The organism is Proteinivorax tanatarense, from assembly GCF_040267685.1.
Lineage (GTDB): Bacteria > Bacillota > Proteinivoracia > Proteinivoracales > Proteinivoracaceae > Proteinivorax > Proteinivorax tanatarense.
In genome coordinates this window covers 2,136,888-2,158,757 of sequence record NZ_CP158367.1, presented here as the reverse complement: position 1 = coordinate 2,158,757, position 21,870 = coordinate 2,136,888, and the positions used below count along the sequence as shown (strand labels likewise).

The 21,870-nt window shown below is 35.3% G+C and carries 22 protein-coding genes; 19 read left to right on the top strand and 3 right to left on the bottom strand.

Annotation, left to right across the window (positions count from 1 at the left end):
• Nucleotides 1-19 precede the first annotated feature (19 nt).
• The 12 genes from PRVXT_RS10705 (at nucleotide 20) to PRVXT_RS10650 (ending at nucleotide 12,542) form a co-directional block, all read left to right on the top strand.
• Entirely contained in the window at nucleotides 20-502 is a 483-nt protein-coding gene (locus PRVXT_RS10705) for a DinB family protein (RefSeq protein ID WP_350342863.1), read from the top strand.
• A gap of 237 nt (nucleotides 503-739) precedes the next feature.
• Nucleotides 740-1,450 (top strand): 4Fe-4S dicluster domain-containing protein, encoded by a 711-nt coding sequence (locus PRVXT_RS10700; RefSeq protein WP_350342862.1) that lies wholly within the window; start codon nucleotides 740-742, stop codon nucleotides 1,448-1,450.
• Between the two features lie 14 nt (nucleotides 1,451-1,464).
• Nucleotides 1,465-3,075, top strand: a complete 1,611-nt coding sequence (locus tag PRVXT_RS10695; RefSeq protein WP_350342861.1) for an FAD-binding protein — start codon at nucleotides 1,465-1,467, stop codon at nucleotides 3,073-3,075.
• A gap of 93 nt (nucleotides 3,076-3,168) precedes the next feature.
• Complete coding sequence (locus PRVXT_RS10690; RefSeq protein ID WP_350342860.1) at nucleotides 3,169-3,993, top strand: CoB--CoM heterodisulfide reductase iron-sulfur subunit B family protein; 825 nt, start codon at nucleotides 3,169-3,171, stop codon at nucleotides 3,991-3,993.
• A 21-nt stretch (nucleotides 3,994-4,014) separates the two neighbouring features.
• Entirely contained in the window at nucleotides 4,015-4,404 is a 390-nt protein-coding gene (locus PRVXT_RS10685) for a 4Fe-4S dicluster domain-containing protein (RefSeq protein WP_350342859.1), read from the top strand.
• A 30-nt stretch (nucleotides 4,405-4,434) separates the two neighbouring features.
• A complete protein-coding gene (locus PRVXT_RS10680; protein WP_350342858.1) occupies nucleotides 4,435-6,411 on the top strand; it encodes a CoB--CoM heterodisulfide reductase iron-sulfur subunit A family protein in 1,977 nt (658 codons plus the stop codon).
• The gene (locus tag PRVXT_RS10675; protein ID WP_350342857.1) at nucleotides 6,408-6,842 is read left to right on the top strand and encodes a hydrogenase iron-sulfur subunit; all 435 of its coding nucleotides are present in this window, start codon (nucleotides 6,408-6,410) and stop codon (nucleotides 6,840-6,842) included. Before PRVXT_RS10680 ends, PRVXT_RS10675 begins: the two co-directional genes overlap by 4 nt.
• Nucleotides 6,830-7,822: a 4Fe-4S dicluster domain-containing protein gene (locus PRVXT_RS10670; RefSeq protein WP_350342856.1), complete on the top strand. Its 993-nt coding sequence runs from the start codon at nucleotides 6,830-6,832 to the stop codon at nucleotides 7,820-7,822. The genes PRVXT_RS10675 and PRVXT_RS10670 overlap by 13 nt, the downstream gene beginning before the upstream one ends.
• Nucleotides 7,822-8,889 (top strand): 4Fe-4S dicluster domain-containing protein, encoded by a 1,068-nt coding sequence (locus tag PRVXT_RS10665; protein ID WP_350342855.1) that lies wholly within the window; start codon nucleotides 7,822-7,824, stop codon nucleotides 8,887-8,889. The genes PRVXT_RS10670 and PRVXT_RS10665 overlap by 1 nt, the downstream gene beginning before the upstream one ends.
• Nucleotides 8,879-9,697, top strand: coding sequence for an FAD/NAD(P)-binding protein (locus PRVXT_RS10660; RefSeq protein ID WP_350342854.1), 819 nt, complete (start codon nucleotides 8,879-8,881; stop codon nucleotides 9,695-9,697). The genes PRVXT_RS10665 and PRVXT_RS10660 overlap by 11 nt, the downstream gene beginning before the upstream one ends.
• A gap of 150 nt (nucleotides 9,698-9,847) precedes the next feature.
• Nucleotides 9,848-11,152: an anaerobic C4-dicarboxylate transporter gene (locus tag PRVXT_RS10655; protein WP_350342853.1), complete on the top strand. Its 1,305-nt coding sequence runs from the start codon at nucleotides 9,848-9,850 to the stop codon at nucleotides 11,150-11,152.
• Between the two features lie 142 nt (nucleotides 11,153-11,294).
• A complete protein-coding gene (locus PRVXT_RS10650; protein ID WP_350342852.1) occupies nucleotides 11,295-12,542 on the top strand; it encodes an SLC13 family permease in 1,248 nt (415 codons plus the stop codon).
• A gap of 290 nt (nucleotides 12,543-12,832) precedes the next feature.
• On the opposite strand, the gene ychF is transcribed toward PRVXT_RS10650, so the two are convergent.
• Nucleotides 12,833-13,930 (bottom strand): redox-regulated ATPase YchF, encoded by a 1,098-nt coding sequence (ychF, locus tag PRVXT_RS10645; RefSeq protein WP_350342851.1) that lies wholly within the window; start codon nucleotides 13,928-13,930, stop codon nucleotides 12,833-12,835.
• A 388-nt stretch (nucleotides 13,931-14,318) separates the two neighbouring features.
• Here ychF and PRVXT_RS10640 point away from each other — a divergent pair, with 388 nt between their 5' ends.
• Complete coding sequence (locus PRVXT_RS10640) at nucleotides 14,319-15,188, top strand: GNAT family N-acetyltransferase (RefSeq protein WP_350342850.1); 870 nt, start codon at nucleotides 14,319-14,321, stop codon at nucleotides 15,186-15,188.
• An 87-nt stretch (nucleotides 15,189-15,275) separates the two neighbouring features.
• Here the strand turns inward: PRVXT_RS10640 and PRVXT_RS10635 are convergent, their stop codons facing one another.
• Nucleotides 15,276-16,472, bottom strand: coding sequence for an FprA family A-type flavoprotein (locus PRVXT_RS10635; protein WP_350342849.1), 1,197 nt, complete (start codon nucleotides 16,470-16,472; stop codon nucleotides 15,276-15,278).
• Nucleotides 16,473-16,731: 259 nt separating this feature from the next.
• Between PRVXT_RS10635 and PRVXT_RS10630 the strand changes: the two genes are divergently transcribed.
• Complete coding sequence (locus PRVXT_RS10630) at nucleotides 16,732-17,256, top strand: GNAT family N-acetyltransferase (RefSeq protein ID WP_350342848.1); 525 nt, start codon at nucleotides 16,732-16,734, stop codon at nucleotides 17,254-17,256.
• Between the two features lie 38 nt (nucleotides 17,257-17,294).
• On the opposite strand, the gene PRVXT_RS10625 is transcribed toward PRVXT_RS10630, so the two are convergent.
• Nucleotides 17,295-17,438, bottom strand: a complete 144-nt coding sequence (locus PRVXT_RS10625; protein WP_350342847.1) for a hypothetical protein — start codon at nucleotides 17,436-17,438, stop codon at nucleotides 17,295-17,297.
• Between the two features lie 121 nt (nucleotides 17,439-17,559).
• On the opposite strand from PRVXT_RS10625, the gene PRVXT_RS10620 reads away from it, so the two are divergent.
• From PRVXT_RS10620 to PRVXT_RS10600, 5 genes are all read left to right on the top strand, one after another.
• Nucleotides 17,560-17,886 (top strand): YddF family protein, encoded by a 327-nt coding sequence (locus PRVXT_RS10620; RefSeq protein WP_350342846.1) that lies wholly within the window; start codon nucleotides 17,560-17,562, stop codon nucleotides 17,884-17,886.
• Nucleotides 17,887-17,908: 22 nt separating this feature from the next.
• The gene (locus PRVXT_RS10615; RefSeq protein WP_350342845.1) at nucleotides 17,909-19,288 is read left to right on the top strand and encodes a Na+/H+ antiporter NhaC family protein; all 1,380 of its coding nucleotides are present in this window, start codon (nucleotides 17,909-17,911) and stop codon (nucleotides 19,286-19,288) included.
• Between the two features lie 242 nt (nucleotides 19,289-19,530).
• Nucleotides 19,531-20,022, top strand: coding sequence for a DUF2975 domain-containing protein (locus tag PRVXT_RS10610; protein WP_350342844.1), 492 nt, complete (start codon nucleotides 19,531-19,533; stop codon nucleotides 20,020-20,022).
• A 10-nt stretch (nucleotides 20,023-20,032) separates the two neighbouring features.
• Nucleotides 20,033-20,242: a helix-turn-helix domain-containing protein gene (locus PRVXT_RS10605; RefSeq protein WP_350342843.1), complete on the top strand. Its 210-nt coding sequence runs from the start codon at nucleotides 20,033-20,035 to the stop codon at nucleotides 20,240-20,242.
• Between the two features lie 213 nt (nucleotides 20,243-20,455).
• A complete protein-coding gene (locus PRVXT_RS10600; protein ID WP_350342842.1) occupies nucleotides 20,456-21,844 on the top strand; it encodes a Na+/H+ antiporter NhaC family protein in 1,389 nt (462 codons plus the stop codon).
• Nucleotides 21,845-21,870 lie beyond the last annotated feature (26 nt).

Genomic DNA, 21,870 nt, shown 5'->3' with positions numbered 1-21,870 from the left:
TAACTAGGGGGTGAAAAACATGGGAAAAAGCGTTAAAGGAAATGTGATAAATACTTTACTTTATGCCAGACGAGATTGGGATAGACTTATAGATAGCGTCGATGAAGTTGAAATAGGAAAAGCTGGAGTAAAGGGAAAATGGTCTATTAAAGACATAATAGCTCACATTACCTGGTATGATAAAGAGATGGAAAAACTGATAAGAAATAAAAAGCTTGATGGTTCAGAACTTTGGGAGCTATCCCCCAAAGAACGAGATGATGTTATATATCAAAAAAACAAGTTTAAAGACTTAGATGAGTTAAAGAACCAGTCATTAAAAACTTTTGCTTTTCTTCTAGACGCTTTGGAATCTGCCGAAGATGCCGCTTTATTAGACCCTGGGAAAATAGAAGGAATGCCAGAAGATTGGTTCCCATTAGATATTATCGCTAATAATACATGGATGCACTACACGCAGCATGGAGTAGAAATAGAGGAGTTTTTAGATAAGAGCAGTTAGTATTTAGTCGGAAATATTTTTTGTTAATTAATGTGAAAATAATTACTATCTGCTCTGGTGTCGTTGGCGATAAGAATACCACAGTGGTGCTTAGTATAAAGATTATATTGACCAGCTAGTTAAAAGTTGTTACTATTAATTTGTTGGATTGTGAATTATTTTGCAAGGATTTGTTGTAACTATTATAAGTATTTATTTTTAGCAAATATATTATAAACTAAAAGGAGGTAAAGTTAGGTGTTAAATCAAAAAGGTTATGAAAAAAAGCAAAAAAGTAACGAGTTTGTCGACATTTATATCATGGGTAAAAGGTATAATGTCCCAAGTTCCCTTACAATTATGAAGGCTTTTGAATATGCAGGATATACTTTATTGAGAGGTTGTGGGTGTAGGGCAGGATTTTGTGGCGCTTGTTCCACTGTTTACCGTATAGCAGGAAATCATGAGCTCAAGGTAGGGTTAGCATGTCAAACTAAGGTGGAAAATGATATGTATCTAACTCAAATCCCTTTTTACCCCGCTCATAAGGTTAATTATGAAATTGATAAACTACAAGGTGATGGTGATCAGGTAGTTGAGCTTTACCCCGAGATTACAAAATGTTTAGGATGTAATGCCTGTTCAAATGTATGTCCACAGGATATTAAGGTTATGAAATACGTGTCCCATGCTATCAGGGGAGAAATTTCAAAGGCTGCAGATGAATCATTTGATTGCTTGTTATGTGGTTTGTGTGCTTCTAAATGCCCAGCAAATATAGTCCAATACAAAGTTGGCTTGTTATGTAGAAGGTTACATGGAAAATATTTAGCTCCTAAAGCTAGTCATATAAAGGAGAGAATTAATGAAATTGAAGAAGATAAATTTGATAAACAACTAGATGAATTAACTAATGCTAGCAAAGACGAGTTGGCTAACAAGTATAACAATAGAGATATAGAAAAATAAGGAGGTCAGAAACAATGAGCTATACTTCTCAATTGAGAGAACTAATTAAAAGAGTGGAAAAAACAAGAGAAGAACGACTAGGTCATGATTTTCCTAGAATGACTCCTGAGCAAAAACAGGATGTGTTAAATAATCATCATCCGGATTATATTAAGGATCAGTTCCGTAAAGCTAAAATTGGACCCAATAAAGGCGATAGATTTCCCCATGAACTTTGCGATGTAATTGAAGGTTACCCTGCTGTAAAATGGGATGAAATTGACACATCAAAAATAGATTATGATGTAGATGTTTTAGTTGTAGGAGGTGGCGGTGCTGGTGCCTCTGCTTCACTTCTTGCCCATGAAGCAGGTGCAGATGTACTACTGACAACAAAGCTAAGGTTTGGTGATTCCAACACTGTGATGGCTCAAGGCGGAATACAGGCAGCGGACAAATCAAACGATTCTCCCGCTACTCATTACCTTGATGTGATTGGTGGAGGTCATTATTCAAACGTTCCTGAATTAGTAAGAGCTTTGGTGACAGATGCTCCATCTGTAATTGATTGGTTAGAGGACTTAGGAGTTATGTTTGATAAAGAAGATGACGGCTCTATGAAAACACGTCATGGTGGTGGAACCTCTAAAAAGAGAATGCATTCTGCAAGAGACTACACCGGTGCTGAGATTATGCGAGTTCTTAGAGATGAAGTGCTATGTAGGGACATCAATGTAGTTGAGTTTAGTCCTGTAGTAGAGCTTTTAATGGATAAAGAAGGAAAAGCTGCAGGTGCAGTAATTTATAACTTTGAGACTGAAGAGTATCAAGTTGTTAAGGCTAAAACTGTTATTATTACTACCGGTGGTTTAGGTCGTTTGCATACACAGAAATTCCCGACATCAAATCATTACGGTGCAACTGCTGACGGGTTGGTATTGGCTTATAGAGCGGGAGCAAAATTGGCTTTTATGGATACTGTTCAGTATCATCCAACAGGAGCTTCTTATCCTGAACAAATTGAAGGTTTTTTAATAACAGAAAAAGTAAGAGGATTAGGTGCTACTCCTATTAACGTAGACGGGGAACAGTTTGTATACCATCTAGAAACTAGAGATGTAGAAGCTTCAGCAATAATTCGTGAATGTGCCAAAGGAAAAGGGATTACTACTCCATCGGGTATGCAAGGTGTATGGCTAGACTCTCCTATGATTGACAAGCTTCATGGAGAAGGAACCATTGAAAAAGAATTGCCGGCAATGGTTAGACAGTTTGCTAGATTTGGTGTGGATATAAAGAAAGATCCGATCTTAGTTTACCCAACCCTTCATTATCAAAATGGTGGTATTTTAATCAATGATAAATGTGAAAGTTCTGTAGAAAATTTGTACGTTGCTGGTGAGGCCTCCGGCGGAACCCATGGCAGAAACAGATTAATGGGTAATTCTTTGCTTGATATTTTGGTGCTAGGAAGAAGAGCAGGCAAAAATGCAGCAGCTAAAGCTCAAAGTATAGATAACAAAAGCGCAGAGCTTAATTTAGAACATGCTGAAAAGTTTGTGGAAGAGCTTAAAAAAGAAGGAATAAAAAGAACTAAAACTTCACCAATTTTAATCCCGGATTATACTGACGGGGAATTAAGCTAATTTTCTAGCCTTTAGTGAAAGATTAATCATTCACTAAAGTTTCTAGACTTACGGCAATAGGGCAATAAAAATTTTCGTACAGGAGTTGGTATTATGTTAGGTTACTATCCGGGGTGTACGGTAAGAGCTCATCAAAATGGGAACTTTGAAAAAGAAGCATTGGCTATTTTAAAAGTTTTGGGAATAAGCGTCGAAGAACTATCAGAATGGGAGTGCTGTGGCGCAATTTACCCTCTTACCAATGACGAGTATGTTCCTTTGTTGTCCTCTGTTAGAGCATTAAAAAGAACTGAGGAAGAAAAGAAAGAAGGGCTCTTAACATTATGTAGTGCTTGCTATCACGTGCTTAAACGTGTAAATCATCGCATGAATAATGATAAGGAAGCAAAGAAAAGAGTGGAAAACTATTTAGATGATAAATATGATGGAACTACTAAGGTCCTGCATTTAATTGAAGTGCTAAGGGATCAAGTAGGATATAAGGAGATAAAAGAACATGTGGCTAACTCTCTAGAAGGGGAGAAAATAGCTACTTACTATGGATGCTTGTTTTTACGCCCGGAAAAAGAGATGGAACTTTTAGATGCTGAAAACCCAGGTGTTATGGAGGAAATTGTAAAAGCTTTAGGCGCTGAGCCGGTCATTTATCCTTATAGAACTGATTGTTGTGGTGCCTATCATGCATCTGATAAAGAAGAGGTTAGCAACTCAGCAAGCTTAAAAATAGTAATGGCTGCTAAAAAAGCGGGAGCCACTCAATTAGTTACAGCTTGCCCGTTATGTAAGCATAACCTGCAGCATTGTCAAAAAGAACTGGAGGATGAACAAAAGCTTCCGATTCACTATATAACTGCTCCCATTTACAAAGCGCTAGGAGCAGATAAAAAAGCGGAGGACGAACAACCTTTGGCTAATTAACATACGAAGGGAGGCATTATCGTGCGATTTCCTACAAAAACAGCCAGCATAAAAGAGCAAGAGGAGCTGGCAGATATAATACAAAAGAATGTGAAAGATTGTTATCAATGTCTAAAGTGTAGCGCTGGCTGCCCTTTAACAGAGCACATGGATTACTATCCTCATCAAGTAATGTTACTTGCTAAAATGGATCTATATAAAAAAGTTTTTGATAGTAAAACACTATGGGTTTGTGCATCTTGTCTAGCTTGTTCAAGTCGATGTCCTAGAGATCTTGAGCCTGCCAAAGTTATGGAAGGTTTGAGGGCTATGATTATAAGAAAAAGAGGAGAAGGTAACGTTGAAGTAGTTAACCCAAAAGGGGTACCGAGGCAGGCCTTGATATCTTCTATGAGGAAGTTACGGCGGTAATACAACCTGTTCAGTAGAGGAGGCAAAGAAATGAGAGTAGGAGTATTCATATGTTGGTGTGGTAGTAACATTAAGACTATGGTGGATGTAGAAAAGGTAGCGAAAGAAGCTGAAAAAATGCCTAGGGTTGTATATTCCCAGGATGTCCAATACCTTTGCTCAGAAGTTGGTCAAGCGGATATAAGCAAAGCAATTGACCAACACAAGCTAGATAGAATCGTTATTGGAGCATGTTCACCGAGAATGCATGAATCAACCTTCCAACAATTACTAGAGTCAAAAGGTTTAAACCCATATTATGTTGAGATTGCAAATATCAGAGAACAATGTTCTTGGGTGCACACCGATAAAGATAAAGCTACAGTAAAAGCTACTGAACTTGTTAAAAAGGCAGTAGCTAAATCGTACCATGCTATACCTTTAACATCAGATTTATTAAAAGTTAATAAAAAAGCCCTAGTAATAGGAGGGGGGATTGCCGGAATTCAGGCAGCCCTGGATATAGCAGACGCTGGATACCCTGTAGATTTGGTGGAGCAAAAGCCCTCAATTGGTGGAAGAATGGCGCAGTTTGACAAAACCTTCCCAACTTTAGATTGTTCTGCATGTATATTAACACCTAAAATGGTTGAAGCAGCTACACATGAAAATATTACGTTATATACCTATTCAGAGGTAGAGAATGTGGCTGGTTATGTTGGAAACTTTAAAGTGAAAATTAAGCAAAAAGCAAAGAGTGTTAAACAAGATATATGCAATGGTTGTGGAGACTGCATGGCAAAATGTCCCAAAAAGGTAGCTAATGAGTTTGATGAAGGAAACAGCAAAAGAAAAGCTATATATACATTGTTCCCACAAGCTGTTCCTAATAAACCTGTAATTGACAGAGATAGTTGTATATACTACCAAACAGGCAAATGCGGGCTATGTGAAAAAATTTGTCCCACAAATGCTATAGACTACAATCAAGAAGATGAAATAGTAGAAAACGAGTATGGAGCAATTATAGCGGCTACTGGTTTCGATATTAAGGATCCTCAGGACTTATCTGAATATTACTATGGAAATCACCCTGACGTAATCACCAGTTTGGAGTTAGAACGACTACTAAACGCTTCAGGCCCAACATCTGGTAAAGTAATACGTCCTTCAAACGGCAAAACACCTGAAAAAATTGTCTTTGTGCAATGTGTTGGCTCTAGAGATAGAAATAAAGGTAATGCATACTGCTCTAAAGTATGCTGTCTGTACACTGCTAAGCATACACTGCTTCTTAACGAAAAGTTCCCAGAAACAGAAAGCTATGTGTTTAATATTGATGTAAGAACAGGCGGTAAAGGATATGAAGAGTTTTATGAAAGAGCTCGCCACAAGGGTGCTAAGTATCTAAGGGGACAAGTGTCAAAAATTGAGCCGCTAGGAGATGCTGATAACAAGCTGCTAGTTAGAGGTTATGATAGCTCTATAGGTGAACAAGTGGAAATAGAAGCTGACCTTGTTGTACTAGCCACTAGCATCGAGCCAAAGGTTGGGGCGTCAAAAATAGCTGGCCTATTAGGTCTATCATCAGACTCTGATGGATTCTTCTCTGAAGCGCACCCTAAATTGAAGCCAGTTGAAACTCAGGCACAAGGCATTTATCTAGCTGGTGTTTGTCAAGGACCAAAGGATATTCCAGAAGCTGTTTCTCAGGCAAGTGGAGCGTCGGCAAAAGCAATTATACTGTTTAATAAAGGGGAAGTAAAAAGCGTTCCAACAACAGCTATGGTAAATGAAGAAGTTTGTAGTGGTTGTATGCAATGTAAGCCTGTTTGTCCATATGAGGCGATAAGCAGAGAGTACGTTACTGAACGTGTAGCAGGAAAAGAAGTGAAGCGTCCAGTGGCATCTATTAACAGAGCGCTATGTCAAGGTTGTGGTGCCTGTGCCGGTCTATGTAGAAGTGGTGCAATGGACTTAGGCGGGTTTACTAGCAAACAAATAATGGCGGAGGTGGATACGCTATGATAGAACAAAACTTTGAACCTAAAATTGTGGCCTTTTGTTGTAATTGGTGCAGCTATGCAGGGGCTGACCTTGCAGGCACCGGCAGACTTAAATATCCAGAAAACGTACGCATTATACGTGTGCCATGCTCCAGCCGTGTAGAAGTTCAAATGATAATGAGGGCCTTTCAAAATGGTGCAGACGGCGTTATGGTGGCTGGTTGTCATCCTGGTGATTGTCATTATGATACGGGAAACTACCATACAAGACGCAGGATGATGCTACTGCAAAGCTTGACCAGCTTTTTAGGTATGGAGCCAGATCGATTTATAGTCAAATGGATTTCTGGTAATGAAGCAGCAAAGTTTAAAAGCACAGTTGAAGAATTTAATGAAACTCTAAAAAAACTTGGGCCTGCTGACAAAGTGAGGGATCAAAGATGCGGAATATAACAAATGAGTTAAGAGAAATAGCTGAAGATCTTCTTGAGTCTAAAAAAGTAGATGTAGTGTTAGGGTATGCAAAGGGTGAGCAACCTTATCAATCGGTCCCCTTTGCTGCCAAGAAAAAAGAAGATGTAGAGAACCTTATTTTTGACATTTTTAGTTATAGCTCGTTATCTAAATATCTGCTTGACGATATGTATCGTGGAAAAAAAGTTGCCTTGGTATTAAAAGGATGCGATTACCGTGGGCTAAAAATTATGCTAGACGAAAGCAGGGTAGATAGGGATGACCTATATTTAATCGGCGTTGAATGTCGCGGAGTACTAGAAAAAAGCAAGCTCAAAAAGAAAATAGATGCAACCCTATTCGAAACCACCTTAGATCTAAAAGAAGATAAGTTAGCAATTTCAAGCTCAAAAGAAAATGTAGAAGTACCTTATGAAGATGTGTTATCGCCTTATTGTTTAGCTTGTGAATTTAGCACACCGCACAAAGAAGAGGTAGATATCATATTAGGCGAGCCCGGCAAAATGACTAATAAGGAATTGACTACTGATGAATGTTTTGCGGAAATAGGGCAAATCGAAAAAATGGATGAAGAACAAAGGTTTGAGTACTGGAAAAAGCAATTAAACAGATGTAAGCGTTGCTATAGCTGCCGTAATGCTTGTCCGGTTTGCACTTGCAGGGTATGTCTGTTTGATAGAGAAAACCCTAGCTATTTAGATAGCGATACAAGCCAGTTAGCTCAGCATCAGTTTTACCATGTTATTAGAGCATTTCATATCTCAGATAGGTGTGTAGGATGTGGTCAGTGCTCTAGGGTGTGTCCAGAAAATATTCCTCTTCATCTTCTAAACCAAAAGCTTATAAAAGAGCTTAATAAGTTTTATGGTAGTTATTTGCCAGGTGTTGATGAGCAGCCTGCACCTTTATCGTTTGCAAAGGCAGATGACCCAGACCCCTTCGAAAAGGAGGAGAAATAATGAATACAGTGGTTAAATGTCATAGTGTTCCTAAGCTTTTGGAAGTTTTAAAAGAGTTAACTGATGACTATCAAATATATTGTCCAGTCAAACAAGATGACACCGAAACTTTTCTGCCTTTAGAGCAGATAGAACAAGATGAACTACTAACTGTAGGGGAGATTTTATCTAAGAATGAGCCACCATTATATTCTATAAAGTCATTTCTATTTCCTAACTCAGAAGTTTATCTTAAGTTTAGAAGAAATCACGATAAAGTAGATTTTACAGTTCATTCACAACAACCAGAACCTACAATAGTGATAGGTGGTAAGCCGTGTGATGTAGAAAGCTTTGACATGATTGATAAGGTGTTCTTGCAAGAGCCAGTCGATACTTTTTATAAGCAAAAAAGGGAACAAACAATTTTTATAACATCAATTTGTACTAGCAAAGGTCCTAACTGCATGTGCGAAGAGTTTGGTGTTGACAAATCTGAGCCTAAGCTTTCTGACATTCTTTTAATTGAAAGTGAAAAAACTGAAGAGAAATCAGACGGTATTTATTTAAAGGGTGTTAGTGAAAAGGGAACAAAGTTAATTGAAAGGTTAGCTGAGCTTGATGGCCTTCAAAAAGTAGATAACTCTCCAAACCTTATTGAAGATAAAGAAGAAATTGAAAAGCTTTGTCCTGAAGCAATAAAAGATAAAATGGAAAAGCTGTACGACTCCGATATTTGGGAAGACCTAGCAATGCGTTGCTTAGGTTGTGGAATTTGCACCTATTATTGTCCAACATGTCATTGCTATGACATCAACGATTATTCTCGCAAAGGTGAAGGTGTAAGGTATAGATCTTGGGATTCATGCATGTTTTCTGATTTCACCAATATGGCGGGCGGACATAACCCTAGACCTACCAAAGCAGACCGTATAAAAAACAGATTTTTTCATAAGCTAAATTATTTTGTCAAGCAGCAGGGACCGTTAGCGTGTGTAGGGTGTGGACGTTGCGCAAAAAATTGTCCTGTAGGCATTTCGTTAAACACAGTGTTGCAAAAGATTGGAGGGCAAAACAATGGAAAATAATCCGCTAGTACCAGTAAATGGTGAAGTGATAGAGATAATCGAAGAAAGTAAAGACGTAAAAACCTTTCGAGTAAAACCAGAAAAAGACATAAATCACCTTCCTGGCCAATGTGCCATGCTCTCACTTTTTGGGGTGGGAGAGGCTATTTTTTCCATAAGCTCTCCGCCAAAAAGGGACTATTTAGATTTTAGTATAAAAAAGACTGGTAAAGTTACGGATATACTACACCAGATTGAAGAAGGACAACAATTAGGAATAAGAGGGCCTTATGGAAATCATTTTCCATTCGAAGAAATAAAGGGGAAAGACCTACTATTTATAGGTGGTGGCATCGGTCTTGCCCCATTAAGGTCGCTTATAAAATACGCTTTAGATAACCGTGACGACTATGGAAATTTACAGTTGATTTATGGTTCAAGAACACCGGAGGATCTGATATTTGAAAGAGATATATTTAAGAATTGGCCTAGTGAAGAAAATTTTGAAGTAAATGTAGCTGTAGATGTAGAAAGCTCAAACTGGGACGGCTATGTGGGTTTTGTACCTCAATATTTAGAAGAACTAGCCCCAAACCCAGAAAATACAGTAGCCATAACTTGTGGTCCACCTATTATGATCAAATTTGTTTTAGAAACTCTTGAAAAATTAGGATTTAATGAGAATCAGGTTGTTACAACTTTAGAATATAAAATGAAATGTGGCGTAGGTAAATGTGGCCGTTGTAATTTAGATGAGCATTATGTATGTAAAGATGGTCCAGTTTTTTATTTAAAAGAATTAAAACAAATTAAAAGTGATTTTTGTTAAAAATAGAGGGTCCGAGAAAATTAATACCATCAAAGGAGTTTTCTCGGACTTTTTGACTAAATAATGGAAGTTGTGGGTTTATAGTAAAATATTGGTCTAAGGATTAAACCTTGCTAATTTTACTTTAATAAATTTTCTAGGGGTGGTAAAATGATTTTATTACAATTTTTAATCGTTATACTAGCAATATTTATAGGAGCACGATTAGGAGGCATAGGCTTAGGTGCTATGGGAGGAGTTGGGCTTGCAATTTTAACCTTTGTATTTAATTTACAGCCAACCTCTCCGCCCATTGATGTTATGTTAATGATTTTAGCAGTAGTAACGGCGGCAGCAACTTTACAAGCAACTGGTGGAATGAATTATTTAGTAAAAGTTGCAGAAAAGATTCTTAGAAAAAATCCCAACTCAATTACTTTTATGGCTCCCCTTGTAACTTACTTGTTTACTTTTTTTGCAGGGACAGGTCATGTTGCTTATTCTTTATTACCAGTAATATCAGAAGTGGCTCGGGAACAAAAAGTGCGACCTGAGAGGCCGTTATCTATAGCAGTAATAGCCTCTCAACAGGCTATAGTAGCTAGTCCGATTTCGGCAGCTACAGTTGCTTTGTTAGGGATTTTGTCACCTTACGGCATTACATTGCCCCAAATTTTGATGGTAACAATACCGGCAACTTTGCTGGCAATCATGTTTTCAGCTTTTATGATTAGAAATAAAGGAGCCGAGCTTGAAAAAGATCTTGAGTATCAAAAAAGGTTAAAAAAGGGCTTAAAAAAGGCAGAAACCAGTGATTTTGACAGTGTTATAACAAGTAGCGCAAAATTATCAGTGATTTTCTTTATGGCGGCAGCTGTTATCATTGTGGTACTAGGTACCTTTGAGCAGCTTCGTCCATCCTTTGGTGATGATGGTGTTATGTCTATGGCAGCTACTATCCAAATTGTTATGTTGACTGTTGCTGCATTAAACTTATTGGTTTGTAAAGCGGATGTGGATGAAGTTGCTTCTGGAAGTGTGTTTAGATCAGGTTGTATTGCTGTAGTTGCAATTTTTGGTATTGCATGGTTGGGAGACACATTTTTTCAGGCTAACATGGATACCATAGAACCTGCTATCGAAGGAATGGTGACATCAGCACCTTGGATATTTGCTTTTGCCTTGTTTGCTATGTCTATTTTATTGAATAGTCAAGCAGCGACCACAGTTTCACTGATGCCTTTGGGTCTAGCTTTAGGCATAAGTCCTGTGTTGCTAATAGCTATGTTTCCAGCAGTTAATGGTTATTTCTTTTTGCCAAACTATGGACCTATTATAGCTGCCATAGGTTTTGATAGAACTGGAACCACTAAAATAGGTAAGTACGTTTTTAATCACAGTTTTATGGTACCAGGATTAATAGCTATAATAACTTCTTTGGTACTAGGTTTTTTGTTTGCAGGAATTCTCCTTTAAAAAAATATATAACAATATAAATGTAGAAATAATTGCTCAAAAATATAGAACAGTAAGGCGATATATTAAAAATTATGCTACATTATGCTATTCTATTTAAATAGCATAATGTAGTAAAAACTAAATTATGGAGGAATTTTATATGATATCACCTGAATATACTGCTTTGTTTATTTTGGCCGTAGCAATTTATTTATTTTTTACAGAGAAATTCCCGCTACCGGTAACAGCTATGCTTGTGCCCATAGCTTTGAGTTTAACTGGAATTTTAGAGCCCGCTGTGGCATTTTCAAATTTTGGCGATAGATGGGTAGTAGTATTTATGGGAATGTTCATTATAAGTGGAGCAATGTTTAAAACAGGGTTTGCTAGTGTAATAGGAGATATAACAGTAAAAATGGCAGGGAAAAGTAGGCTTAAGTTGATGCTTTTAGTTATGGGTGTTCTGGGAATAATGTCAGCTCTTCTTAGCAATACAGGTGCCACTGCAGTTTTTGTGCCTGTAGTTGTAGCAGTATGCTTAAGTTCTGGGACAAGCCCTAAAGCGATGCTGATGCCTATGGCTTTTGCTTCAAGTTTAGGAGGAACCTTAACAGTTATTGGCACTCCCCCTAATGGAATAGTTAACAGTGTTTTAAATGATTCTGCTCAATACATGGAATTTGGTTTTTTTGAGTTTGCAAAAGTAGGGATTTTTCTATTTATATTAGGAATTGCTTATATGGTACTTATTGGATACAAACTATTGCCTAAAGGTGAAATTGAGAATATTGATGACAAACCTAAAAAGGAAGAAAAATTAAGAACTGATAAAATGTGGGTAGCAGTGCTAATATTTTTATTTGTTATTATTTCTATGGCGACTGGGGTTGTTGATTTTCAAGTCGCAGCAATGTTAGGTGCCATGTTCACAATAATAACGGGATGTTTAACAATGGAAGAAGCTTTTAATAGTATTAGCTGGACTACAGTATTCCTTTTTGCTGGTATGTTATCTATGAGTGAAGCAATTCAAGTTACTGGTGCAGCAGATTTGATAGCTAGTGGCTTAGTCAACGTTTCTGACACTCCATATATTGTGTTAATGGTGTTTTTTATTACAACATCTCTTTTGACTAATTTTATGTCAAATACTGCTACTGCAGCTGTTTTTGCCCCTATAGGTATTACCGTAGCTGAATCATTGCAGGTAAGTCCATACCCCTTTGTAATGGCTATAGCAATTGGAGCTTCCTGTTGTTTTTTAACTCCTATCGCAACCCCACCCAATACCATTGTGCTAGGTCCTGCAGGATATAGTTTTAAAGATTATTTTGTTGCAGGGTGGCCGCTTCAATTATTAACATTTATAATTTCCATGATTATTATACCAATTTTCTTTCCGTTTTAAGCGGGTAAAAGGGCTGTCTGAAAACTATTTTTAAATAATTTTGAGACAACCTTTTTATTGTATAATAGCTCCACATCAACAATTTGTAGTATTCCTCAATTTACTAGCGGGGCAACAGTCATAGAAAAACAGTGACTTAGTTTGGTGAAAACTAAAGTTATAATAAGTGAGGTAAAACTACGTTTATGATTAAGTTAATTTATAAAAAGGAGCTGTTAAAATTATCTTGAATGATAATTTTAACAGCTCCTTTTTATAAACTAGATTGAATAAAAATTCCTTAAAAATAGTTATACATTAAATCTAAACAAAACAACATCTCCGTCTTTCATGATGTAATCCTTACCTTCCACACGTACAAGGCCTTTTTCTTTTGCTGTGGTCATGCTACCACCGTGTGCCATAAGGTCATCAAAAGCTATTACTTCAGCGCGGATAAACCCTCTTTCCATGTCAGTATGAATTTTTCCCGCTGCTTGAGGTGCAGCTGTTCCTTTTTTAATGGTCCATGCTCTAGACTCCATTGGTCCCGCTGTCAAGAAACTTATTAGGCCAAGTAGTTTATAGCTAGCATTAATTAGCTTATCCAGTCCAGAATGTTCTAATCCCAAGTCATTTAAAAAATCTTTTCGCTCGTCGGTGTCTAATTGAGCAATTTCTTGCTCAATTTGGGCACTGATTACGATGACTTCAGCATCTTCTGTGGAAGCAAAATCTCTAACTTGGGCAACGTTTTCATTGTCGGCTCCATCGTTAACTAAATCATCCTCCGAGACATTAGCTACATAAATAATAGGTTTTGAGCTAAGCAAATTAAAGTTTTTAACAAGTTCAGCATCTTCTTTTGATAATTCTAAGGTTCTTGCGGACTTACCTTCCTCTAAAACTTTAATGACTTCTTCCATAATTTTAACCTCATGGGCAGCAGATTTATCAGCTTTAGCAGCTTTTCTGCTTTTTTCTAATCTTCTTTCTAACATTTCGATATCAGAAAAAATTAACTCTAAATTAATGGTTTCGATATCTCTAATAGGATTAACACTACCATCAACATGGACCACATTTCCATCGTCAAAACATCTTACTACATGAACAATAGCTTCTACTTCACGAATATTAGCCAAAAATTTATTGCCTAGCCCCTCACCTTTACTGGCTCCCTTAACAAGTCCAGCTATATCAAAAAACTCTATGGCAGTTGGTACAGTTTTTTCAGATTTATAAATTTCAGCAAGCTTGTCTAAACGACCATCGGGCACAGCTACAACCCCAACATTTGGTTCAATAGTGCAAAAAGGGTAGTTAGCTGACTCAGCTCCCGCTTCGGTTATGGCATTAAATAGAGTACTTTTACCCACATTTGGTAGTCCAACGATTCCTAGTTTCATCTCATCTATCCTTTCTAATATATAAAATATTCTAAAAAAATGATTATAATTATTTTCACATCAACTTTAAATTATAATATATATCCTTTAAACTAGCAACCCTTGCTTACTTTGCGCTTCTTAGAAGTTTCAATATTTAGATAAAGTAATTGGGATATATTCCTTCATGATACCTTTCTAGATATTATTAATAAAAATTGAAGGGAAAAGTTCCTAATTCTAGATTAAGATTTATCGACTTCTCCGTTTATAAACCTTTTTTCTGATAATACTAAAAGCTTTTTAGTTTAAAAAAGTTAAATTCACGTTAACTATTTTTTACAGGAACTCCGGTTATTAAATAGAATAAATATTATAAATTCAAAAAAATATAAAGGAGTTTACTGCTATGACAAGAATAATTGAACATAAGTTAATCGAAGCAGATTTTTATGAAGAAAGTTATAAAAATGCACCATTTTATCATGGATTTACGCCTGAAGAATATAAAAAAAACTTAAATAGTAGAATGGTTTATATGGAGAAAAACAAACTTCCCTTATTAGCAATAAATTTTAAAGATGAACTACTTGGGTATATCTTTATTTCTTCTAACAAAGTAGCAGATGTATATTTGAAAAGTCATGATTCGCCAATGGTTCAGAAGCTAAAAAAAAGCAACTTAGAACATATTTTAAAAGAAAAAAATGATTTAATTGATGTTCTCTATTTAATGACAATTTATAGCGATGGTGTTTTATTAAATGGGTTTAAGATTATTAATCTCCACATGGAAAAAAATATATTAGGAGATAATGATTGTTATGATATTGATTTTAAGAAATTTTCCTACTTAGATAAGGATAAATATTTTGATCTAGATAATTTTAAAAAAACCACAGTTAGAGATTATATGCAAGAAGATCCTATTATAAGTGAAAGTGAAGCAGTAGAAAAGTTTGAAAAATACGTTCTTCCAGTGTTTGAGATGGATAATCAAAAAATGTATGGAGTTTATTGGAATAATAAAGTCATAGGAGTACTTTGGTTATATCAAAAAACTCCTGAGAAAATTTTTATAGCTTATGTTGAAATTTTTGAAGAGTTCAGAGGACAAGGATTTGGGAAAAAAGTGATGCACGGCATGTTTTCATTTATTAAGAAGTTAGGTTATAAATCAATACAGCTTCATGTGTTTGGGCATAACAGAAAAGCTATTAAATTGTATGAAAAAACTGGCTTTAAGAAAACAATGGTTAGATATAGATATACTAGATAATGATAGGAATACCTATCTTGCTTTTTTTAGAAGCTTTTACAACAGTAAAATAGCGTAGCACCCTTAGGTACTGCGCTATTTTAAATATCAGTTTGATTTTAGATGTTCTGCCATTTTTTTGGCTAGGCTCTTTAAACCATTTATGTCGCTATCACAAGTTGCGCATTTTGCTTCTACAGGCTCAGATACTGGTGGCATTTTCATATGGTCAGCAAACTTTTGTAAGTTATTTACACCACCACCGCTCCAGCTGTAAGTGCCAAAAATACCTAGGCATTTGTTTTTAAGACCAAGATGTTTTAGCTTTTCTGTAAGAGTCTCGATTGGAGGAAGTAAATTGGTGTTGTAGGCACAACTTCCAATAATAAGTCCTTTATATTTCCAAATATCTCTTAGAATATAAGAAATATGTGTTTTTGAACTATCATATAGCTTAATATTTTTTATTCCTTGTTCGGATAAGCACTGGGCTATTAGTTCAGCCATTTTAGCCGTATTGCCATACATAGTGCCATAAACTATTACAACACCTTCTTCACCCTCCTGTTTACTCCACTTGTCGTAAAGAGAAACTACTTTGTTAGGTTCTGTTCGCCATATGGGGCCATGGGTTGAACAGATATAGTTAATGTCCAAGAGGCTAAGTTTATTGATAGCTCTTTGCACAGGTGCACCGTATTTTCCTACAATGTTTGAATAATATCGTCTCATTTCTTCTTCAAAAAAAGATAAATCCACCTCATCATCAAATATCCCCCCATCTAAAGCTCCAAAACTGCCAAAAGCATCACCAGAAAATAGGGTTTTTGTATGGGTTTCGTATGTAACCATAGTCTCAGGCCAATGGACCATTGGAGCCATAAAAAACTTTAATGTATGTTTGCCAAGCTCAATCTCCTGTCCTTCTTTTACTTCCAAAAGGTTAGAAGTAATTCCGTAGAAGCTTTCAATTAATCCAAAGGTTTTTTTATTGCCAACAATTTTAATATCTGGATTTCGTTGTAGTAAAGCCTTCATAAGCCCGGAGTGGTCTGGCTCCATATGATTAACTATTAGATAATCAACTTTTCTATCGGTGCTAATTATTGATTCTATTTTTCTAAAGAAATCCCCAGCCTGTTCTTCCGCGGCAGTATCAATAAGAGCCACTTTTTCATCCACAATTAGGTATGAGTTATGAGCAACACCATGATCTAGCGGCCAAAGGTTTTCAAAAAGCTGTGTTCGCCTATCATTGACTCCAACCCAAAAAATATCTTTTGTAATGTTTATAGAGTTATACAATTAAATTCCTCCTTACTATATAATTTTTTTGCATTTATAAACATTATATAATTCTAAAAAAGTTAATGCAAATTTTAACAAAAGAGTCTTTAATTTTGATAGAATCTGATTTACAAGTTTTTTGTTTTTGAAGGAAATGAAGCTTTAAAAATAGAATGTTTAATTAAAAATGTAAAGCAAGATGTAAGGATAATATAATTAGCAAGTATTTATTATTTGTTTGTCAAGGTTGTCAAAGGCAGCAACTTTTAAAGCGTAAATGATAAGAACATTTAAAGAAAGGTTGTGCTTGTTAATGTTAATAAGATACGCTAGACAAGAAGATATACCAGCAATTAATAAAATTTATAACCAAGCTGTTTTAAATACGGTTGGGACACTTGATACAGAACCTAAAAGTATAGAAAATCAAAAAGTATGGTTCTTTGAGCACAGTAAAAGATATCCAGTATTTGTCGTTGTAAACCTGCACAAAGAGGTGATTGGGTGGGGTTCTCTTAGTAAATGGTCACCCAAAAGAGGCTATTTTCAAACAGGAGAGGTTTCAATATATATAAAAGAAAATTTCCAGGGCAAAGGTCTAGGAAACAAACTACTCAAAAAAATTATTGACCATGGACAAAAATCAACTCTGCATACCATTTTAGCAAGAGTAGCAAGTGAGAACTTAGCTAGCCTACACTTACATAGAAAACACGGATTTCAATTAATAGGAGTAATGAAAGAAGTTGGGTTTAAGTTTGGAAGACATGTCGATATTCACCTTTTACAGTTGTTGGTTTAATAAATTAAAGGGAGCATTTGCTCCCATAGTTTCATAAATTATAAGTCATGAGTTAATGCCATTACGTAAACTTTGCTATTGTATTTTTTGTTTAACTCCCTTTCAAGTTCTTTTAACCGTTTCATATCGTTACTGCTTAATTCTGCTAGTGGCATTTCATCCATCCAGTTTTCTTTAGGCATAATACAACCTCCTTTTAAGTTTATAAGGTTATTATTAGCTTTTTACTACTTTTTTAATTATTGAAACAGATAAGGAAAACAATAAGAATGAAATTGAATACTATAATATGGAGGCTTAAGTATGAATTTACCTATTGCTTTATTTAATGGCACTGTGGCAACAACTAATGGACTTTATTCTATCCAAGATATAAGTATAGAGGATGCAAAAAATCTTGTTGAAAAACACGGTTATATTTCTGCTATTGGTCATAAAGCTACGGCAGACATCCTATCAGAAGTTTTAGATAAAAATGTAAAGATGCATCGAGTTCAATTTCAGCAAAAGGTAGGACAGATTGCAATAGTTCTTAAACTAAATGAACGACCACCAGAAGGCTCTATTTTGGATAAAGCTGAGATGGAGGAAATAGGGTATAAATTAAAAATTATGAAAAGGATAGAATAAATAAAGGGCTGGAGTGAAGAATGTGGATAAGAAAACTTCTCTTATTATTTCAATTTTTATACTAACGGCCATTGTGGCAAGTGTAGCCATGGGAATTTCTTTACTTTTTCCTTTTATCATTAGTAATATATTTTGCATTGCATTTTTATCCCTATCTGGGTTAGATATAAAGAAGTTGCTTTTTATAGGATATAAAGGGATGATGGAATGTAAAGTTTTATATATTTTTATATTATTGATAGGAGCTAATATATCAGTATGGATGGCCTCAGGAGTAGTTCCAGGTATGATGTATTATGGTTTTGAATACTTAAAGGAAACAAATTTTTTATTTATGGCTTTTGTTCTCACAGCTTTTATGTCGGTTTTTATGGGTACAGCTGTTGGTACTATAAGCACTCTAGGAATTGCTTTGCTAGGTGTGGGACAAGGGTTTGGAATACCAGAGGAGGTCCTACTTGGAGTGATTGTTTCAGGTGCCTTTATAGCTGATAAAGTATCGCCGATCTCAGGACTTTTTAACCTAACTTTAAAGGCAACAGAAACTTCCTTTAAAAGGGCACTGATTTCAATGTCTAAAACCTTAGTTCCTGTGGTGATTATTACAGCAACTATTTATTATTTACTTGGCCTAATATATGCTTCAGGAGAGGATTACCAGCTTGTTGCTGCTTATCAGCAGGCTTTGTTAGAAGGGTTTAAGATTTCCCCTTTACTTTTGCTTTTACCAGTAATTGTGGTATTACTTCCTTTAAAAGGTGTTAGCATAATACCAACCATATTAGCTGGATTAATTGGCGGTGGAATTATAACCATGGTCTATCAAGGTGACACTACATTTTTACAGCTTATCAGTTATACTTTTTTTGGATACTCAGCTCAGACTAATGTTCCAGAGCTGAATTCAATTTTAATTAGTGGTGGGATAGCTGGGATGGTGGAGGTTGTTGCTATAGTTGCTTCAGTAATAACATTAAGCAATATATTAGATCGATCTGGGGTGTTAAAACCTGTTATATATGATCCCATTAAAAAAGTTAAAGAAAAAGGGGAACTTATTCTAAAAACAGGGTTGATAGGTGGCATGTTAACTGTGGTTACCTGTGATCAAACTATGGGTATAGTATTATTGGGGAAAGTTTATAAACCTAAGTTTGTAGAACTAGGTGTTGACAAATCAATTCTTGCTAGAACTATATCTGATAGTAGCACTGTTATCGCTCCTCTTATGCCTTGGAATGTTAATGCAATAATTATAGGTACTCTAACAGGGGTCTCAGCTACTATGTATGCTCCATATGCTGTTCTTTGCTACTTGTTTCCTTTAACTGTACTTTATATTTTTGTTAGTAGTAAATTAGGAAAAGTAAAACTGAAGAAACTAGAAAAAATTCTTAATTAAAATTGCAAATGCACAAAAAATATTGATATTCGATAAATTATGTGTATAATTAGGTATAGATTGATTTAGGTAATTGCAAAACAATCAGGTTTTAAACCTTATATGAACATGTCACTTAGAAGAAACTCGACCATAGGCTTAGAATGACACGCTAGGTAGTTCATGGGCTTTTAATCGCTGTTATATTAGGTCTTATGAGTTTGCAATCGCCTATATAGATTGAGTTAAAAGGAGGGGTTCTTTTGCGCCATGCTTTTGCAGCGAAAACCTTAAAGTTTTTGTTAACAGCTCTCTGGATTGTTGGAATAGCTAGTTTTTTAATCACTGTTTTAGTTGGCATACTGTCTGTAAATGAAATAAGCTCTATCCAAAATATCGTAGGTGTTTTATTTTTTATCACTGGACACCTAGTAGTCTTGGCAATAATATGGGAGCTTAGAAAGATTATCAAAACTGTAGTAGAAAAAGAGCCGTTTACTGATAGTAATATTAGAGGGTTCAATACCATTGGGATGCTAACTATTGCTATGGCTATCTTAACTTTTTGCAGAGATATCTTTTATGTTATTATAGGATATCCAAAGCTAGATATTTTACTGTATTTTAGTAACGAGGGTTTTCAAACGAGAATGGGCTTTTTTATGTTTTTAATTTTTGGATGCATGGCTTTTGTTTTATCAGAAATTTTTAGCTACGCTAAAAAAATAAAAGAAGAAAATGATCTTACAGTATAGGGGGATTTTTATGCCGATTATAGTTAATCTTGATGTGGTAATGGCAAAAAAGAAAATTTCCTTATCTAAACTAGCGGAAAAAGTAGAAATTACAAATGCCAATCTTTCTATTTTAAAGAATAATAAAGCAAAAGCCATAAGATTTTCCACATTAGAAGCTATTTGTCGTGAGCTAGATTGCCAACCTGGGGATTTGTTAGAATATGTTAAAGAAGAATAATTGTTAAAATATAATTCACCAAAATGAAATATTACAGTATAATTATATTTACCTACTCTGCTTACTATCTTAACTGTTTTGTGTTAATATAATAATGATAAAAAACTTAATTATTTACATTAAACTAATGGTGTACACTGGGAAACGTCCCTTAAAGTTAAGGGACGTTTTACAATGTGCAAAATTACTTAATTAATAGAAGGTGGAGAAGTTATGGACAAAAAATACTCTTATTTAATTTCAGTCTTTTTAGTATGCTCTATCATAATAAGCCTAATACTGGGTATTTCACTGATTGTGCCATTTATTATTAGCACAGTTTTTAGTTTTTACTTATTAGCACAAAGTGGGTATAATAAAAAAGACTTAGTTTTAATACTTTATAAAGGCTTTATTGAGTGTAAGGAACTTTATATGTTTTTACTGTTAATAGGGGCAAATATTTCTGTGTGGATGGCATCTGGAATTGTGCCTACTATGATGTTTTATGGATTTCAGTATTTAGAAGGGACTAATTTTATATTTATGGCCTTTTTACTAACTTCGGTAATGACTATTTTTATGGGGACAGGGATAGGAACAATTAGTACACTTGGTATAGCTCTTATAGGGGTTGGCAGAGGCTTTGGAATACCTATTGAATTATTACTAGGAGTGTTAGTTTCTGGTGCTTTTTTGGCTGATAAACTCTCGCCAATATCTGGCATGCTGAATCTTACGTTGCAAGTTATGGATATGGATTATAAGACATTTGTAAAAGGCTTACTAAAAACGTTAGTACCTGTATTTATTATCACAAGCGGAATTTATTACATTATTGGATCTTTTTATTCAGGTGGAGAAAATAGTGAGTTAATAGTATATTTACAATCAGCCATTTTAGATGAATTTGTCATCTCTCCATGGTTACTTTTATTGCCTTTACTTGTAGTATTACTACCTATGAAAGGTATTACTGTTGTGCCAACTGTGCTTACAGGTATAATAGGAGGGGCTTTACTAACTTTAAGAGTTCAGGGTTTATCATTGCTAACTTCTTTAAATTACATGATTTTAGGCTATGGAGGAAAAACAGGATCCGAAGAACTAAATTCAATTTTGGTAAGTGGTGGAATGGTTGGCATGGTAGAGGTGGTTGCTATTATAGGTATAGTACTGGCCTTAAGCAATTTATTGGAGAAAACAGGAGTACTTAAACCTCTAATTTATGACCCTATAGCCAATGTGAAAACTAAAGGAGAACTAATTTTTAAAACAGGTCTTGTAGGAACAATGCTAACTGTTGTTACATGTGATCAAGCAGCCGGGGTGGTTCTGCCAGGAAAGCTTTATAAAAACAAATATAAAGAAATGGGTATAGATAAAACTGTACTAGCAAGAACTTTATCTGATAGCAGTACAATTATAGCACCGCTAATGCCTTGGAATGTAAATGGTATAGTTATAGGTCTTATTACTGGTATATCAGCTTTTCAATATGCCCCCTATGCCATTTTATGCTATATATTTCCCTTAATTGCGGGAATAATTTACATTAGCGAAAAAATATTGCTAAACTTTTCAATGACTAAAAAACAACAAAAAATCAACATGGGTGGATAAGACAGCGTTTCTAACACGATAACAGT

Excerpts from the sequence above, each read along its gene's own strand:
- PRVXT_RS10705 (WP_350342863.1), top strand. The coding sequence starts at position 20 with ATGGGAAAAAGCGTTAAAGGAAATGTGATAAATACTTTACTTTATGCC.
- PRVXT_RS10695 (WP_350342861.1), top strand. The coding sequence starts at position 1,465 with ATGAGCTATACTTCTCAATTGAGAGAACTAATTAAAAGAGTGGAAAAA.
- PRVXT_RS10675 (WP_350342857.1), top strand. The coding sequence starts at position 6,408 with ATGATAGAACAAAACTTTGAACCTAAAATTGTGGCCTTTTGTTGTAAT.
- PRVXT_RS10605 (WP_350342843.1), top strand. The coding sequence starts at position 20,033 with ATGCCGATTATAGTTAATCTTGATGTGGTAATGGCAAAAAAGAAAATT.
- PRVXT_RS10600 (WP_350342842.1), top strand. The coding sequence starts at position 20,456 with ATGGACAAAAAATACTCTTATTTAATTTCAGTCTTTTTAGTATGCTCT.
- PRVXT_RS10665 (WP_350342855.1), top strand. The coding sequence starts at position 7,822 with ATGAATACAGTGGTTAAATGTCATAGTGTTCCTAAGCTTTTGGAAGTT.
- PRVXT_RS10650 (WP_350342852.1), top strand. The coding sequence starts at position 11,295 with ATGATATCACCTGAATATACTGCTTTGTTTATTTTGGCCGTAGCAATT.
- PRVXT_RS10620 (WP_350342846.1), top strand. The coding sequence starts at position 17,560 with ATGAATTTACCTATTGCTTTATTTAATGGCACTGTGGCAACAACTAAT.
- PRVXT_RS10660 (WP_350342854.1), top strand. The coding sequence starts at position 8,879 with ATGGAAAATAATCCGCTAGTACCAGTAAATGGTGAAGTGATAGAGATA.
- PRVXT_RS10655 (WP_350342853.1), top strand. The coding sequence starts at position 9,848 with ATGATTTTATTACAATTTTTAATCGTTATACTAGCAATATTTATAGGA.
- PRVXT_RS10630 (WP_350342848.1), top strand. The coding sequence starts at position 16,732 with ATGATAAGAACATTTAAAGAAAGGTTGTGCTTGTTAATGTTAATAAGA.
- PRVXT_RS10690 (WP_350342860.1), top strand. The coding sequence starts at position 3,169 with ATGTTAGGTTACTATCCGGGGTGTACGGTAAGAGCTCATCAAAATGGG.
- ychF (WP_350342851.1), bottom strand. The coding sequence starts at position 13,930 with ATGAAACTAGGAATCGTTGGACTACCAAATGTGGGTAAAAGTACTCTA.
- PRVXT_RS10625 (WP_350342847.1), bottom strand. The coding sequence starts at position 17,438 with ATGCCTAAAGAAAACTGGATGGATGAAATGCCACTAGCAGAATTAAGC.
- PRVXT_RS10640 (WP_350342850.1), top strand. The coding sequence starts at position 14,319 with ATGACAAGAATAATTGAACATAAGTTAATCGAAGCAGATTTTTATGAA.
- PRVXT_RS10680 (WP_350342858.1), top strand. The coding sequence starts at position 4,435 with ATGAGAGTAGGAGTATTCATATGTTGGTGTGGTAGTAACATTAAGACT.
- PRVXT_RS10670 (WP_350342856.1), top strand. The coding sequence starts at position 6,830 with ATGCGGAATATAACAAATGAGTTAAGAGAAATAGCTGAAGATCTTCTT.